This is a genomic window from Caulobacter sp. FG121, assembly GCF_057809815.1.
Genome location: NZ_JBMDKR010000003.1, coordinates 382278 through 398289, shown reverse-complemented (window position 1 = coordinate 398289; position 16012 = coordinate 382278). Strand labels below are relative to the sequence as shown.

The following is a 16012-nucleotide window of genomic DNA, read 5'->3' as shown; positions in this document are numbered from 1 at the left end:
CCCGGCGCCGTCGATTGTGATCAAGGGCCCGCTTTGACATAAGGATGGGCATGTCGCGTCCTCCCAGCTTGCAGATTCCCCGGTCGGCCTCCGGTCCGACGAGCCGGCACGTGCGGCAGAACGTCAAGCTGATGGACGACCTCCTGCTGGAGGCGATCCGCTATCTCGATGGCGAGGATGCCGCCGCGCTGGTCGGCAGCGCCCGTCGGGCGGCCGCCGAGGGCGGTGATGCTCCGCACCTGGGCTTCCTGTTCAACGCCGTGACACCCGATGAAGGCATGCTGCTGGCGCGGGCCTTCGCCTGCCACTCGATGCTGGCCAACATTGGCGAGGATATCGCCGGACGCCGTCGTCAGGCCGAGGACGAGGGGCATGGCAACGCCGCCCGGACGGTCTCGGCCGCGCTGGAGTCGCTGGGCCTCGGCGCCGAGGCTCTCGCGGACCTGAACGTCGTCCCTGTCCTGACAGCCCATCCGACCGAGGTGCGTCGCAGGGCGCTGGTCGATCGCGAGGCGGAGATCTCGCGACTGATGGCGCTGCGCCGCCACCACCTGCCGGTCGACCTGGACAAGCGTATTCGCGAGAGCCTGTTCCGCGAGGTGGCGCTGCTCTGGCGCACGCGTCTGCACCGGCCCGAGAAGATCACCGTACGGGACGAGATCCGCAACGCGCTGTCGATCGTGCGCACGTCCATGCTTCCGGCCCTGATCGACCTCTATGAAAACTGGAGCGACGTGATCGGGGAGGGCGGGGACGTGCCGCCCATGCTCAAGCTGGGCAGCTGGCTGGGCGGGGACCGTGACGGCCATCCCGGCGTGACGGGCGAGACCCTGCGCCTGGCCCTGGGCTCGCAGGCCCGCGTGATCCTCGATGTCTATGCCGCCGAGGTGCGGCGGCTCTGGTCCGATCTGGCCATCTCCGACGCCTACGAAGGCGCGTCCGAAGCGCTGCTGAACCTGGCCCGGACCTCGGATGACGCCTCGATCCACCGTGCCGACGAGCCCTACCGACTGGCGTTGGAGGTGGTGTTCGACCGCCTGTGCGCGACATCGCTGAAGCTGACCGGGGCCATGGTGGCGTTCGCCACGAACACGCCGCCGGACTCCGCCCCCGCCTATGACGGCCCGAAACAGTTCGTGGCGGATCTGGAGACGGTGCGTGAGTCGCTCGCGTCACACGGCGGTGAACGGCTGATCGGGCCACGTCTGACGACGCTGCTGCAGGTGGCGCGGGTCTGCGGCTTCCATCTTCTGGCCATCGACATGCGCCAGAACGCCGACGTCCACGAACGGCTTGTTGCTGAACTGATCACCCGCTCGGGACAGGATATCGACTACCTGGCGCTCGACGAAGACGCCCGGGTCGCGCTGCTCCTTGGGGAGATGGCCCACCAGCGCCCGCTGCGTTCGCCCTTCGCCGACTACAGCGAGGAGACCACGCGCGAGCTGGCGACCCTTGAGGCGGCGGCCGAGGCGGTGACCCTGTACGGCCCCGACGCCATCGGCGGTTATGTGGTCTCAAAGACCGCCAGCCTGTCCGACATCCTCGAGCCGCTGGTGCTATTGGCCCAGGTCGGTCTCGTGCGCGGCGGGTCAAACCCCCAGGCCCACGTGCGGGTCTCGCCGCTGTTCGAGACCATCGAGGACCTCGACAACGGCCCGGCCATTCTGCGGCAGTGGCTTGAGTTGCCGCTGACCCGCGCCCTGCTCGGGTCGAAGCCGGTGCAGGAAGTGATGGTCGGCTATTCCGACTCCAACAAGGACGGCGGCTATGTCGCCTCCCGGCGCGGCGTGGCGCGTGCGGCCTCGGCGCTGGCGGCGGTCTGCGACGAGCTGGGCGTCGGCCTGCGCATTTTCCACGGCCGGGGCGGTTCGGTCGGCCGGGGCGGAGGGCCGGCCGCCGAGGCCGTGCTGGCCCAGCCGCCCGGCACCGTGCAGGGCCGCCTGCGGATGACCGAGCAGGGTGAAATGATCGCCCGCCGGTATGGCGACCAGCCGACCGCGCGCCGCAATCTCGAAAGCCTTGTCGCCTCGGTGCTGATCGCCAGCAACGACCGGCGCTCTACCGGCCCCTCGTCATCCGCCGCGACGGCGATGGACGCCCTCGCCGCCGGCTCGTTCGCGGCCTATCGCGCCATGGTCTACGAGACGCCGGGCTTCACCGACTTCTTCTGGGCGGCGACGCCGATCAGCGAGATCGTCCAGCTCAACATCGGCAGCCGGCCGGCCTCGCGCACAGCCAGTCGCGCCATCGAGGACCTGCGGGCCATCCCCTGGGTGTTCAGCTGGTCGCAGGCGCGGTTCATGCTGCCCGGCTGGTTCGGCTTCGCCGGCGGCGTCGCGCGCGCCGGTCTGACCATCCCGCAGCTGACGGACCTGGCCGGCGAGTTCGATTTCTTCGCGGCCCTGCTGTCGAACATGGAGCTGGCCCTTGCCCAGAGCGACATGGCCATCGCCGCGCGCTACGCGGGCCTCGCCCGGGACGTGCCGAACGCCGGCGCGATCATGGATGCGATTCGGGCCGAGCATGAGCTGGCCGTGGACGTCGCCCTGGCCATCCGCGGCGGGACCCAGCTGCTCGATGACCGGCCTGACCTCCAGGAGTCGGTCGAGCTGGCCGCCCAGGCCGTCGACCCGCTGAACTACCTTCAGCTGGAACTGCTGTCCCGCCGCCGCGCCGGCGACCAGGACGAGCAGCTGCGGCTGGCCATCCAGCTGACCGTGGCCGGTGTGGCGGCGGGGCTGCGGAACACAGGCTGACGCTGCGGGAGGCTTCCCCTCCCGCTTCCGCTCCCTTACTGCACTGTCGAAACACCAAGCTCCACAAGGGACGCGCCACCATGGCCCTCGACGCCGAAACCCGGGACCAGTTCATCGACACCCTGCGCCGGTTCGTCACCGAACGGCTGCGGCCGCTCGAGGCCCAAGTGGCCAACGACGACAAGGTGCCCGACAGCATCATCAGGGAGCTGGCCGATCTGGGCCTGTTCGGGATCTCGATCCCCGAGGAATACGGCGGCCTCGACCTGTCGATGGAAGACGAGTGCCTGGTCGTGTTCGAACTGGGCCGCACCAGTCCGGCGTTCCGCTCGGAGATCGGCACCAACGTCGGCATCGGCAGCCAGGGGCTGGTGATGTTCGGCACCGACGAGCAGAAGGCCAAATGGCTGCCGGGCATCGCGTCCGGCGAGACGGTCACCTCCTTCGCCCTGACCGAACCGGAAGCCGGCTCCGACAGCGCCGCGGTGCAGACCCGCGCGACGCTCGACGGCGCCGACTACGTGCTGAACGGCTCCAAACGCTACATCACCAACGCCGGCAAGGCCGGGCTGTTCACCGTGATGGCCCGCACCAATCCGGACGTGAAGGGCGGCGGCGGGGTGTCGGCCTTCCTCGTGCCGAGCGATCTGCCCGGCATCACGGTCGGCAAACCCGAGAAGAAGATGGGCCAGCACGGCGCCCAGATCCACGACATCACCTTCGACAACGTCCGCGTTCCGGCCTGGAACCGTCTGGGCGGCGAGGGTGAAGGCTTCAAGGTGGCCATGCAGGTGCTCGACAAGGGGCGTCTACACATCGCCGCCCTGTGCGTGGGCGTGGCGGAGCGCCTCATCGCCGACAGCGTCGCCTACGCCGGCGAGCGCAAGCAGTTCGGCCAGGCGCTGGCGCAGTTCCAGCTGATCCAGGGCATGATCGCCGACATGAAGACCGAGGCCATGGCCGCCCGCGCCCTGGTCATGGAAGGCGCCCGCAAGCGCGACCGCGGCGAAAACATCGTGCTGGAAGCCGCCGCCGCCAAATACTTCGCCTCGGAGATGGTCGGCCGGGTCGCCGACAAGGCCGTGCAGATCTTCGGCGGCGCCGGCTATGTCGCCGATTACGGCATCGAACGCCTGTACCGCGACGTCCGGATCTTCCGCATCTACGAAGGCACCAGTCAGGTCCAGCAGATCGTCATCGCGCGGGAGACGATGAAGCGCGGCGGGTAGTCACCTTAATCGACTAGCGCAAAAACCCCGCCTCGGCGAAGTCGAGCATCCGCTCCAGCAGGGCGTCGACCTCGCCCTCGCGGGTCAGGCCGCCGGACAGGACGTGCAGCCGGTCCAGCTCCATGAAGCGGTTCTGGTGGATCATCCCCAGCACGAAGTGCAGCCGCCAGTAGACCTCTTCCGGCGGCAGGGCGGGCAAGGCGGCCAGCAGGGCGTCGGCGAAGCGCTTGAGGTGCGAGACGTCCGTGCCGAGCACCTCGCGGATCTCGGCCGTGCCCTCGCTGCGCGCGCGGATCAGGAACTGCAGCGAGATACGCCGGTCGTTCGACGGGTCCAGCCATTTGAGCGGCGGCGCGAACAGGGCGGTGAGGATCTCGCGCACCGGCGGCTTGCCGCCGTTGCGGTCGGCGGCCTCATGCAGCATCCGCGCGCGGTCGCGGTTCAGCTCCTGGGTCCGACGCCGAAAGATCTCGAACAGCAGGGCGTCCTTGGAGCCGAAATGGTAGTTCACCGAGGCCAGATTGACGCCCGCCTCGGCGGTGATGTCGCGCACCGAGACGTTCTGGAAACCGTGCAGCGCGAACAGCCGCTCGGCGGCGTTGAACACCAGCTGCTTGGTGGCGGCCTCGGCCTCGGGAGTGCGTGACTCCGCGCCGGGATCGTCGGTGTGACTCAAGACGCAGCCCTTCCATTCCGTGGGGGGAGCTTTACGGGCGATCTGTCGCCGCGCAAGGGGCGATGAACAGCTGTTTGGACGGGCCTCAGTCCGGGTGCCAGTCGGCGATGGACGGGCGGACCCACGGCGGGAACAGGTCGACCATCGTCTCGTACTTGTCCCGCGCAGCCTTGTGCCGCGCCTTCAGGTCCGCGACGACCTCGGGGTGCAGCGAGGCGACACTGTAGTTCTCGCCCGTATCCCGGCGGATATCGAACAGCAGCGGGTAGTTGAACCGGCCAACGTTCAGATGCCAGCCGCGCGTGTGGACCCGGGTGACGTACTTCCAGTCGGGCGTCCGGATGGCGGCGACCTTGGTGTTGTCGAACAGGATGATCTGGTCGTGCGGCGAAGGCGCGCCCCTGTAGATCACGTCGCCGATGTCCGCACCGTCCAGCTCCAGGTCGTCGGGCAGGGTCTGCCCCGCCAGCCGGGCGAGCGTCGGGAGCAGGTCGAGGTTGCTGGCGATGGCGTCGGTGACGACCCCGGCGGGCACGGTTCCCGGCTGCCGCAGGATGAACGGCACACGATAGCCGCCGTCGAAGCCCGCGCCGCCCTTGCGGTCGCGGAACGGCCCTGACGAGCCCTCGAACCACGGACCGTTGTCCGAGGTGAAGATCACGAGGGTGTTCTCTTCAAGCCCGAGCGCCTTCAGCCGGTCCAGCAGGGCGCCGACGTTGCGGTCGATCTCCTCGACCACGTCACCATAGGCGCCGGCCGGCGAATCCCAGGTCCTGTCGTCATTGCGGACCAGCGGCACGTGCGGCGCGGTGAGGGCCAGCAGGGTGAAGAACGGCCTGTCCCGATTGGCCTCGGCGAAGGCGAGCGTCTCGGCGAAGAACCGCTGTGTCAGCTTCGGGAAATCGACCGGGCTCTCGGTCAGCGGCGCGTCGCCGTCCTTCTCGAAATAGGCCAGCGGCTGCATGTCGTGGCTGTAGGGCAGACCCTTGAACACATCGAAACCGTGCACATTGGGCGGCCAGTACTGGCCGCGATGTCCCAGGTGCCACTTGCCGATCAGGGCGCTGGCGTAGCCGGCCGGCTTGAGCACCTTGGGGATCGTCAGTTCGGTCAGCGGCAGACCGCGATCCTCCGGCGACTGGATCACCTCGTGCGCCAGGTTCATGCGCACCGGATAGCGGCCGGTCATCAGGCCCGCGCGCGAGGGCGTGCAGAGATTGGCGCTGGCGTAGAAGTCGCTGAAGCGCGTGCCCTCCGCCGCCATACGGTCCAGGTGGGGCGTACGGATGATGGTTCCGCCGTCGCACCCCAGGTCGCCGTAGCCCAGGTCGTCGGCCATGATGATGATGACGTTGGGCGGTCGGCTCATGGCGGGTCTCTCAGGCGTTAGCCGTCACGATCCAGACGGAGGCGGGCAGGAACACGCCGCTGGGGCCGGCGTGCGGCTCGAGCGTGGCGCGCAGGCTGTCGATGATCAGGTCGCGTTGCCCCGGATGCTCGCGCAGCATCATGCCCAGCGGGCCGACACGCAGGGACAGGGCGACCGTCTCCTCCAGCGTGTTGCCGCCGATCAGGGCGTCGTGGGCGTCGATTTCGACATCCCGGAAGCCGCCGTCGGTCAGGATGCCGCGCACCCGGTCCGGATCGGCGAAGGCGAACGGGCCCGGCGCGAGCGGGTCGGCCGGTGCGGCGGGCGCGGGCACATGCTGCAACGCCGCCCGCAACGGCAGCTGCATCCATTCGTTTTCCGACAGCGGCCGCCAGCAGACGAAGGCCAGTCGGCCGCCGGGCCGCAGGGCCTGGTGGAGGTTCGCGAACGCCGCCGGCGGGTCGCCGAAGAACATTACGCCGAATCGCGAGAACACGCCGTCGGCGCCGCCTCGGGCGAAGGCACGGGTCTGGGCGTCGGCCTCGAGGAACCGCACGTTGGTCAGGCCCGCTTCGGCGGCCCGTCGCCGGGCTACGGCGAGCATCGGGGCGGAGATGTCCACGCCGAGCACCGACCCGTCGGGGCCGACCTCGCCGGCGAGTTCCAGGCTGGTCTGGCCGCAGCCGCATCCGACGTCGATCAGCCGTTCATCGCCGGCCGGGTCGAGCGCAGCGATGGCGGTCTGGCCAAGCGGCTTCAGCTGGCGATCGAGCCGGTCCTGCTGGTCGACCCAGGTCTCTCCCGCCGCCGCGTTCCAGTAGGCGATCTGGTCGGCGTTGACCGACGGCTCGGCGTCAGCGGCCACGAACCAGCTCGCGCATGGCCTTGTCCAGGCCGTCGATGGTCAGCGGGTACATGCGGTCGTTGACCAGCTGTTTCATGACCCCGATCGACTGGGTGTAGTCCCAGTGGCGCTCGGCGGTCGGGTTCAGCCAGACGACGTTGTTGTAGATCTGGGTCACGCGATCGACCCAGATGGCGCCGGGCTCCTCGTTCCAGTGTTCCACGCTGCCGCCGGGATAGGTGATCTCGTAGGGGCTCATGGTCGCGTCGCCGACGAAGATGACCTTGTAGTCGCTGGGGAACTTGTGGAGCACGTCCCAGGTGTTCTGCTTCTCGGTCTGGCGACGACGGTTGTCCTTCCACACGCTCTCGTAAAGGCAGTTGTGGAAGTAGAAGAACTCGAGGTTCTTGAACTCGGTCCGGGCCGCGCTGAACAGCTCCTCGCAGAGCTTGATGTGGCTGTCCATCGAACCGCCGATGTCGAAGAAGATCAGCACCTTGATCTTGTTCCGGCGCTCGGGGCGCATGGTGATGTCGAGATAGCCCTTGCGGGAGGTGTTCTTGATCGTGCCGTCGAGATCGAGCTCGTCCGGCGCGCCCTCTCGGGCGAACTTGCGCAGCCGGCGCAGGGCGACCTTGATGTTGCGGGTGCCCAGTTCGACGCTGTCGTCGAGGTTCTTGTATTCGCGCTTGTCCCAGACCTTCACGGCCTTGCCGTGACGGCCCTTGTCCTGGCCGATGCGCACGCCTTCGGGATTGTAGCCGTTGGCGCCGTAGGGGCTCGTGCCGCCGGTGCCGATCATCTTGTTGCCGCCCTCGTGGCGCTTCTTCTGCTCCTTGAGGCGCTCCTGGAGCATCTCCATCAGCTTGTCGAAGCCGCCCATGGCCTCGATCTCGGCCTTTTCCTCGTCGGTGAGGAACTTCTCGGTCAGAAGCTTGAGCCACTCGGCGGGGATTTCGGGATTGCCCTCGTCGCCGACCATCTCCAGGCCCTTGAACACATGGCCGAACACCTGGTCGAACTTGTCGAGGTTCTTCTCGTCCTTCACCAGGGCCGAGCGCGACAGGAAGTAGAAGTCCTCGACCCGGTGGTCGACGACGTCCTTGTCCATCGCCTCCATGAGCATCAGGTATTCCTTCAGCGTCACGGGGACCTTGGCGTCCCGTAGCTCGGTGAAGAAGCGCATGAACATGGCGGACTCTCGGGTGTCGAACGGTTGTTTGACAGAGGATGGGGGGCAACCGCCGGCTTGTCCAGTTTCGAGCGCTGACCCTGCCTCCTTCGAGACGCGATCCTGAAGGATCGCTCCTCAGGATGACGACCACCTTTGCCCGTCATGGTGAGGAGCGAGGCCTCAGCCGACCCCGGACCTGATCCGGGGCTCGAACCACGCAGTTATCCCCGTCGCAGGATGAACTCCCGGTCCCGCGTCTGGCCGACGATGAACTCGTACTCGCCGACCTTCTCGAACCCCATCCGGCTGTAGAGCCTCTGGGCGCCGAGGTTCTCGGACCAGACGCCGATCCACAGGCGGCGGGGGCCACTCTGCTCGAGCCAGGCGAAGGTCTCGGCCAGCAGACGCGAGCCGGTCCCGCCGCTCTGGAAGGCCTTGATCATATAGAGGCGTTTGAGTTCGCCGCAGTCGGGGGTGACCTCGTCATGGGGCAGGTCGCAGGGACCCGCCAGCGCATGGCCGACGACCGCGCCGTCAGCTTCGACCAGCCATGCGGCCTTGGTCGGGTCGGCAAGATCGCGGCGGGTCTTCTCCAGGCCGTAGGCGCCGTCCAGGAAGGACCGGAGATCCTCCGGCGGATACAGGTGGCCGAAGGTCTCGGTGAAGGTCTCGGCGCCGATGCGGCTCAGGGCCTCGGCGTCATCGGGACCGGCGCGACGGATCGTGGGGGCGGACATGGGCCCTGAATAGCGTCCGCTTGCCCGCGCGCAAGCCGCAGGTCACCGGATCGGCCCGCGCCAGCTGACTGCGGCGTCGGGGCCGGCGAAACCGGCCAGTCCGCCATCATGCAGATACGCAAGCGCCTTCGGGTCGTCCTTGAGCCAGGCGTCCCACCAGGCCAGGGACGCCGCCAGGATGATCTGCCGATGGCGCGCGTCGTTGGGACGGGGCGCGCCGCCGACTTCCTGCCGGCCGGAAAAGACCATGTGATCGCCGCCGGTCAGCAGCACCAGCATCGAGGGGCCTGCGACGTGGGCGAACGGCTGCTGGCGTCCGGCTACCACCTCGGCGTCGCTCTCGTCCGGACGGATGGTGAAGCTGTCTTCGGTGCCGGTCAGCGAAAGAAACGGCCGCGTCAGTCCTCCGAACGCCTTGTCGTTGTTCCCGTCCCGCGACGGCGAGGGGCTCATGGCCAGAAACGCCTTGAATCGCGGCTCCGGCAATGACCGGCCATTGGGATAGACCTGCCCGGCCATGGCCTGGGTCGTCACAGCGCCGAAGGAATGGCCGGACATGCCGACCCGGCGCATGTCCAGCAGGCCGTGGAGCGGGCCGGGCGCGGCGGTCATCGCCGTCAACTGGTCGAGGGCGAACGGGATGTCGAGGAAGCGGTTGATCGTCACCATCGGGTCGGCGGTCACCCGGGCCAGGGCAGCGCGGTCGACGTTGGCCAGGTCCGGGCGGATGCTCCGCCAGATCGACACGTCCGAGCCGGGATGCTGGACCATGACCACGACGTAGCCGTGGCTCGCCAGGTGCTCCGCGTAGTAGACGGCGCCCCGTCGCGAGCCGCCCAGGCCATGCGAGAAGATCACGACCGGCGCCGCGCCGGTTATCCCCTCCGGGTAACGGATCAGCCAGGGCACCACCCGGTCGCGTCGCGCGTCGCGCCACTCGCCCTCCAGCACCGCGACCTTGTAGGGGCCGGCTTCGCTGTAGGCGGGGGAAGAGGCCGCCGATGTCGCGGGCGGCGCGGCGATGGCCGGCGCCGAGAGCGTCAGGCCCGTGATCAGGGCCGCAAACAGTGACATCAGGCGCATCGGCGATCTCCGGGACTTTTCAGACTGTTCCAGTCTCACACGCGTCGACAGCGCCCATCCGTCGGTCTTCGCGCGCCGGCGCGGACGCTGTAGCCTGCGGCCATGACCTTGGCTCTATACACCCACCCCGCCATGCTCGGCCACGATCAGGGCGCCGGCCATGCTGAACGGCCCGAGCGCCTCGGCGCCGTGCTGGACGTTCTGGCCGACGATGCGACGCTCCGCCTTGACCGACGCGAAGCCCCGAGGGCGGAGGAGGCGGACCTCGCCCGCGTGCACGACCGGAGCTATCTCGACAGCATCCGCGCCGCCGGCGAGGCAGGGCGGATGGTGCGGCTTGACCCCGATACCGCGATGAACATCGGCAGCCTTGAAGCCGCCCAACGCGCCGCCGGCGCCCCGATCGCCGCTGTCCGGGCCCTCGCGGCGGGTGAGATTGAGCGGGCCTTCTGCGCCGTCCGGCCGCCAGGCCACCACGCTGAGCCCGACAGGGCGATGGGCTTTTGCGTCTATTCCAACCTCGCGATAGCGGCGCGCGTGGCGCAGGCAGCGGGGCTGGCGCGGGTGGCGGTGGTCGACTTCGACGTGCACCACGGCAACGGCACACAGGCGGCGTTCGAGCATGACCCGACGCTGTTCCTGGCCTCGATCCACCAGCGGCCGCTCTATCCCGGCTCGGGCGATCCCTCGGAGACCGGCGTCGGCAACATCATCAACGGCGTCGTCGGTCCCCATGCCCCGCGCGAACGGTGGCGCAAGGTGTTCGAGGGGCTGATGAGCCATGTCGACGCCTTTGAGCCGGACCTGATCCTGATCTCGGCAGGCTTTGACGCTCATGCCCGCGATCCGCTGGCCAGCCAGTCACTGGAGGCGGAGGACTTCGCCTGGGCGACCCGGGCGATCCTGGCAGTGGCGCGGGGCCGCGCGAAAGGTCGGGTTGTGTCCTCCCTCGAGGGTGGCTACGACTTGGAGGCGCTCGGGCGATCCGCTCTCGCGCATGTGCACGCGTTGCAGGCGGGATGACGGGGCGCCGGGGGAACGGTCCACGTCATGCGCGGCGTTTCTTCACCAGCCCCGGGGGATCATGGCCGAGGTTTTCTCCGCCGACGGAGCGACGACGCCGGAAGCCGCACGCACGGGTGCGGTGATTCTCGCGCGCCATGGCGAGCCGGACCTGTCCCGCAAGATCCTCCTCAACGCCGAGGGCTACCGCCGCTGGTGGAATGTCTACGAGACGAAAGGGCTGCGCGCGGGCCAGTCGGCGCCGGAGGACCTCAAGGCCGTGGCTGCCCGGGCCGGAGCCGTCATCGCTTCTGTCCGTCCCCGTTCCCTTGAAACCGCCCACGCCGTCTGCTGCGGCAAGGCCTTCGCGAGGGATCCGCTGTTCGTCGAGGCGCCGCTGCCGCCGCCACCATTTCCGGCCTGGCTGCATATGTCGCCCCGTGTCTGGGGGTTCATCTCGCGCTTCTGGTGGTGGTTCTTCGATCACAACAACGGCGAGGAAAGCCGCGCCGAGGCGGAGGCACGGGCAGATCAGGCCGCCGGCCTGCTGGCGGACCTGGCGCGGGACGGTCAGGACGTGCTCGTCGTCGCGCACGGCTTCTTCAACACCATGATCGGCGAGGCCCTGAAGCGTCAGGGCTGGCGCTGCACGCAGGATCAGGGATTCCGCTACTGGCGGGCCCGCACGTTCGAACGGATTTAGCGCCGGACGGGAATCGGCCGATTGCCCGGCTGGCCGAGCGTCTCTAGGCTGGCCGGACTCTCCTGGAACACGACATGACGAACGCCCCTGCCACCGATCCGGCCATAGCCGCCATGAGCTTCGAGGAAGCCCTCGCCGAGCTGGAGAAGATCGTCCAGCGGCTGGAATCCGGTTCAGCGCCGCTGGAAGAGTCGATCTCGATCTACGAGCGCGGCGCGGCGCTGAAGGGCCATTGCGAGGCGCGGCTGGAACAGGCGCGCCTGCGGGTGGAGAAGGTCGTCCTGAGCCAGGGCGGTGCGAGCGGCGTCGAGCCGGCCGACTTCTCGTGAGCCTGGCGCGCCGCATCGCCGAGACCGCCGATGTCGTGACGGTCGCGCTGGATGCGCTGTTGCCCCGTTCCGATGGTCCCGAGACGCGACTGATGGAGGCCATGCGCTACGCTGCGCTGGGGCCGGGCAAGCGATTGCGGCCGTTCTTCGCACTCGAGACCGGCAAGATGTTCGACCTGCCCGAGCGGCCGGTGCTGCGCGCGGCCTGCGCCCTCGAATGCATTCACGCCTACAGTCTGGTGCATGACGACCTGCCGGCCATGGATGACGATGACGTCCGCCGGGGCCGGCCGACGGTTCACAAGCAGTATGATGAGGCGACGGCCATTCTCGCCGGAGACGCCCTGCAGACGGCGGCCTTCGAGATCATGGCCCATCCCGACACCCATCCCGACGGCAACATCCGCGCCGAGCTGGTGCGCAGGCTGGCGATCGCTTCGGGCGCCCAGGGCATGGCCGGCGGCCAGATGATCGACCTGCTGGGGGTTCGCGAGGATCTGGGCGGCGTCGCCCGTATGCAGCGGCTCAAGACCGGCGCCCTGATCGCCTTCGCTTTCGAGATTCCGCTGATCATCGCCCACGCCCAGGACGCCGAGCGGCACGCCTTGATGGCTTTTGCACAGGACCTCGGCCTGGCCTACCAGATCGTCGACGATCTGCTCGACGCCGAAGGTGATCCGGACAAGTTGGGCAAGGCGGCCGGCGGCAAGGATGCGGCGCTGGGCAAAACCAACTATGTAACGCTCCTCGGGATCGACGCGGCGAAGGAACGGGTGGCTCATCTGGCCGACCAGACCCGCGCCCACCTCGACATGTTCGGCGAGCGCGCTGCAACCTTGCGGGCGTCCGTCGATTTCGTGCTGGACCGCAACTCCTAACCGCGCTTTCGTCGCGGACCTTCGTAATCGACGGATTTTTCATGCCCCCCGTAACCCCGTTGCTCGACAAGATTTCGTCGCCCGCCGACACACGCGGCCTTTCCATTCCGGAATTGAAGCAGCTGGCGGAAGAAGTGCGCGCCGAGATGATCGACGCCGTCTCGGTGACGGGCGGCCACCTTGGGGCCGGACTTGGCGTGGTCGAGCTGACCGTCGCGCTGCACCATGTGTTCGAGACCCCGACCGACATCGTCATCTGGGACGTCGGCCACCAGGCGTATCCGCACAAGATCCTCACCGGTCGCCGGGACCGCATTCGCACGCTGCGCACGGGCGGCGGCCTGTCGGGCTTCACCAAGCGGGCCGAGAGCGAATACGACCCGTTCGGCGCGGCGCACGCCGCCACCTCGATCTCCGCGGCGCTCGGCTTCTGCGCCAGCCGCGACGCCAAGGGTGAAAGCAACAAGGTCGTGGCGATCATCGGCGATGGCTCGATGAGCGCCGGCATGGCCTACGAGGCGATGAACAACGCCGCCGAAACCACAAAACAGCTCATCGTCATCCTCAACGACAACGACATGTCGATCGCGCCGCCCGTCGGCGGCATGAGCGCCTATCTTGCCCGCATGGTCTCGAGCGGCGGCTACCAGTCCCTGCGCAAGATCGGCCGCCATATGGCCGGAGCCCTGCCCAAGCCGCTTCAGCAGGCGGCCCGCAAGGCCGAGGAGTTCGCGCGCGGCATGGTCACCGGCGGCACCTTTTTCGAGGAGCTCGGCTTCCACTATGTCGGCCCGATCGACGGCCACGACCTGGACGCCTTGACCCCGGTGTTGAAGAACGCCCGCGAGTTCGAGGGCAAGCCGGTGCTGGTTCATGTCGTGACCCAGAAGGGCAAGGGCTACGCCCCCGCCGAGAACGCGGCGGACAAGTACCACGGCGTGGTCAAGTTCAATGTCGTCACAGGCGAGCAGGCCAAGGCCGCCGCCGGACCGCCCAGCTACACCAAGGTGTTCGCCCAGGCGCTGGTCAAGGAAGCGGAGCGGGACGACCGGATTGTCGCCGTCACGGCCGCCATGCCCTCGGGGACCGGGCTTGATCTGTTCGGCAAGGCTTTCCCTGACCGCACCTTCGACGTCGGCATCGCCGAACAGCATGCGGTGACCTTCGCCGCCGGCATGGCCGCCGACGGCATGAAGCCGTTCTGCGCCATCTATTCGACCTTCCTGCAGCGCGGGTACGATCAGGTCGTGCACGACGTCGCGATCCAGCGTCTGCCCGTGCGCTTCGCGATGGACCGCGCCGGTCTGGTCGGCGCCGACGGCCCGACCCACGCCGGCAGCTTCGACGTCGGCTTCATGGGCGCGCTGCCCGGAATGGTGCTGATGGCCGCCGCCGACGAGGTCGAGCTGGCCCGCATGGTCGCCACCGCCGCCGCCATCGACGACCGGCCCAGCGCCTTCCGTTATCCGCGCGGCGAAGGCCTCGGCCTCGACATGCCGGCTATCAACGAGCCGCTGGAAATCGGCAAGGGCCGCATCGTTCGTGAGGGATCGGCGGTGGCCATCCTGTCGTTCGGTACGCGCCTGGGCGAGAGCCTCAAGGCCGCCGACCTGTTGGCCGCGCGCGGCCTGACCGCCACGGTCGCCGACGCCCGCTTCGCCAAGCCGTTGGATATCGAACTGATCCTGCGTCTCGCGCGCGAGCACGAGGCCCTGATCACGGTCGAGGAAGGCGCCATGGGCGGCTTCGGCGCCTTCGTGCTGCAGGCCCTGGCTGAACACGGCGCTCTGGATCGCGGCCTGAAGGTGCGCACGCTGGTTCTGCCGGACGTGTTCCAGGACCAGGACAAACCCGATCTGATGTACGCCCAGGCCGGTCTCGACGCCGAAGGCATCGCCGCCGGCGCTTTGGCGGCTCTTGGCGTCACCAACGCCAGCACGGCGGGGCGCCGGGCCTAGGTCAGGCGCGACAGGCCGTGAAGAAGCGGGTCACGCTGGCCCGGTCGAGGGGGGAGGCGTCGAGGTTCACCTCGCGGCCGCGATCGATCAGCGACAGGTCACCGGTGCGGGAAAACCCGATCAGCGCAGGCATGTCGGTATGGGCGGCGGCCTGGATCATCTGGCCGGTGGCGGGGGAGGCAACCAGGGCGGCGGTCAGGGTCTGGCGCGCATCGCCGGATGTTAGAACCAGACCGTCCCGCGGCGAACCGCCCATCAGGGACACATCGACCTGCTTCGACCCGGGCGTGCAGGTCATCATCAGCACGACATTGTCGGATGCCGGCGCGCCGTAGGCGAGCTTGGGCCCCTCTCCGGCGTTGTTCTGGTAGCTCCAGGCGAAGCCGGGGGCAGCCGGACTGGACGCACAACTTCCGAGTGCTGCGCAGGCCATGGCGGTGATGATCGCAAGCATTCTGGACATGTGAACGCTCCTTCCCGAAGGCTGAACGCGCCGCCCCCCGCGAAGTTCACATGTATCAAGACCGGCGGTATCGGTCAGAACGGCGTGAAACGCTCCACCACGGCCTGCCCGGCGGGAGTCCGCTGCTGGCGGCTGATGTCGCCCCGGCCGCCGTAGGCGATGCGGGCTTCAGCGATCTGGGTGTGCTTGATCGTGTTGGCGGCGGAAATGTCTTCGGGACGCACGATGCCCGACACCGTCAGGCGGCGCACTTCGCCGTTGGTCATGACCTCCTGGGTTCCCTGGATGACCAGGTTGCCGTTCGGCAGCACGCTGGAGACAACGGCGGCGACAGTCAGGCTGATCTTTTCCGAGCGGGTCACCGCGCCGGCGCCGGCCTTGTTGCTGGTCGAGCCGGTCTCGATCATCGCCGAAGGGTCAAAGCCGCCCGGCAGGATCTTGCCGAGCGAGCTCTCCAGTCCAAACAGGTGCGGCACGCCCATCGTCTGGCCGGCCGTGCGTGAGGTGGTCGTGTTGTTCTGGGTTCGGGCGGAATCGTCGATGTCGATCTGGACCGTCAGGATATCGCCCACCCGGGAGGCGCGCTGGTCGACGAAGAAGGCGCGGGCGCCGGCGCGCCACAGCGAGTTGGCGCTGGCCGGCTGGGGCGTCTGCCCCGGGGCCGAGAGAACGGTCTGGTCGGCCGGCATCAGGGCCGAAGGGTAGCCGATCGGCGCCAGCTGGGGACCGGCGACCGCTTCCTTGACCGTTGTGCAGGCGGCCATGGGCGCCAGGACGACGGCGAGAAGAATGGCAATGCGCATGAGAC

15 protein-coding genes are annotated in these 16012 nt (G+C 68.4%); 7 read left to right on the top strand and 8 right to left on the bottom strand.

Annotation, left to right across the window (positions count from 1 at the left end):
- Positions 1-110: 110 nt before the first annotated feature.
- Together ppc and ACODSL_RS10875 are read left to right on the top strand one after the other, a co-directional pair.
- The gene (gene ppc, locus ACODSL_RS10880) at positions 111-2759 is read left to right on the top strand and encodes a phosphoenolpyruvate carboxylase (RefSeq protein ID WP_488900693.1); all 2649 of its coding nucleotides are present in this window, start codon (positions 111-113) and stop codon (positions 2757-2759) included.
- Positions 2760-2839: 80 nt separating this feature from the next.
- Positions 2840-3988, top strand: a complete 1149-nt coding sequence (locus ACODSL_RS10875; protein WP_488900692.1) for an acyl-CoA dehydrogenase family protein — start codon at positions 2840-2842, stop codon at positions 3986-3988.
- A gap of 13 nt (positions 3989-4001) precedes the next feature.
- On the opposite strand, the gene ACODSL_RS10870 is transcribed toward ACODSL_RS10875, so the two are convergent.
- From ACODSL_RS10870 to ACODSL_RS10845, 6 genes are all read right to left on the bottom strand, one after another.
- Positions 4002-4664 (bottom strand): TetR/AcrR family transcriptional regulator, encoded by a 663-nt coding sequence (locus tag ACODSL_RS10870; RefSeq protein ID WP_488900691.1) that lies wholly within the window; start codon positions 4662-4664, stop codon positions 4002-4004.
- An 85-nt stretch (positions 4665-4749) separates the two neighbouring features.
- Positions 4750-6033, bottom strand: a complete 1284-nt coding sequence (locus ACODSL_RS10865; RefSeq protein WP_488900690.1) for a sulfatase family protein — start codon at positions 6031-6033, stop codon at positions 4750-4752.
- Between the two features lie 10 nt (positions 6034-6043).
- Positions 6044-6898: a class I SAM-dependent methyltransferase gene (locus ACODSL_RS10860; protein WP_488900689.1), complete on the bottom strand. Its 855-nt coding sequence runs from the start codon at positions 6896-6898 to the stop codon at positions 6044-6046.
- The gene (locus tag ACODSL_RS10855; RefSeq protein ID WP_488900688.1) at positions 6888-8069 is read right to left on the bottom strand and encodes a vWA domain-containing protein; all 1182 of its coding nucleotides are present in this window, start codon (positions 8067-8069) and stop codon (positions 6888-6890) included. Before ACODSL_RS10855 ends, ACODSL_RS10860 begins: the two co-directional genes overlap by 11 nt.
- A gap of 203 nt (positions 8070-8272) precedes the next feature.
- Entirely contained in the window at positions 8273-8788 is a 516-nt protein-coding gene (locus ACODSL_RS10850) for a GNAT family N-acetyltransferase (protein WP_488900687.1), read from the bottom strand.
- 42 nt (positions 8789-8830) lie between these two features.
- On the bottom strand, positions 8831-9871 hold the full coding sequence (locus ACODSL_RS10845) for an alpha/beta hydrolase family protein (RefSeq protein WP_488900686.1): 1041 nt from the start codon (positions 9869-9871) through the stop codon (positions 8831-8833).
- Between the two features lie 102 nt (positions 9872-9973).
- Here ACODSL_RS10845 and ACODSL_RS10840 point away from each other — a divergent pair, with 102 nt between their 5' ends.
- From ACODSL_RS10840 to dxs, 5 genes are all read left to right on the top strand, one after another.
- Positions 9974-10894 (top strand): histone deacetylase family protein, encoded by a 921-nt coding sequence (locus ACODSL_RS10840; protein ID WP_488900685.1) that lies wholly within the window; start codon positions 9974-9976, stop codon positions 10892-10894.
- Between the two features lie 61 nt (positions 10895-10955).
- Entirely contained in the window at positions 10956-11576 is a 621-nt protein-coding gene (locus tag ACODSL_RS10835; RefSeq protein ID WP_488900684.1) for a phosphoglycerate mutase family protein, read from the top strand.
- A 74-nt stretch (positions 11577-11650) separates the two neighbouring features.
- A complete protein-coding gene (locus tag ACODSL_RS10830; RefSeq protein WP_488900683.1) occupies positions 11651-11905 on the top strand; it encodes an exodeoxyribonuclease VII small subunit in 255 nt (84 codons plus the stop codon).
- Positions 11902-12783, top strand: coding sequence for a polyprenyl synthetase family protein (locus ACODSL_RS10825; protein ID WP_488900682.1), 882 nt, complete (start codon positions 11902-11904; stop codon positions 12781-12783). The genes ACODSL_RS10830 and ACODSL_RS10825 overlap by 4 nt, the downstream gene beginning before the upstream one ends.
- A gap of 41 nt (positions 12784-12824) precedes the next feature.
- Positions 12825-14741, top strand: coding sequence for a 1-deoxy-D-xylulose-5-phosphate synthase (dxs, locus tag ACODSL_RS10820; protein ID WP_488900681.1), 1917 nt, complete (start codon positions 12825-12827; stop codon positions 14739-14741).
- A gap of 1 nt (position 14742) precedes the next feature.
- On the opposite strand, the gene ACODSL_RS10815 is transcribed toward dxs, so the two are convergent.
- Both ACODSL_RS10815 and flgH read right to left on the bottom strand, forming a co-directional pair.
- Positions 14743-15204, bottom strand: coding sequence for a hypothetical protein (locus tag ACODSL_RS10815; RefSeq protein WP_488900680.1), 462 nt, complete (start codon positions 15202-15204; stop codon positions 14743-14745).
- 74 nt (positions 15205-15278) lie between these two features.
- Positions 15279-16007: a flagellar basal body L-ring protein FlgH gene (gene flgH / locus ACODSL_RS10810; RefSeq protein WP_488900679.1), complete on the bottom strand. Its 729-nt coding sequence runs from the start codon at positions 16005-16007 to the stop codon at positions 15279-15281.
- Between the last annotated feature and the right edge of the window lie 5 nt (positions 16008-16012).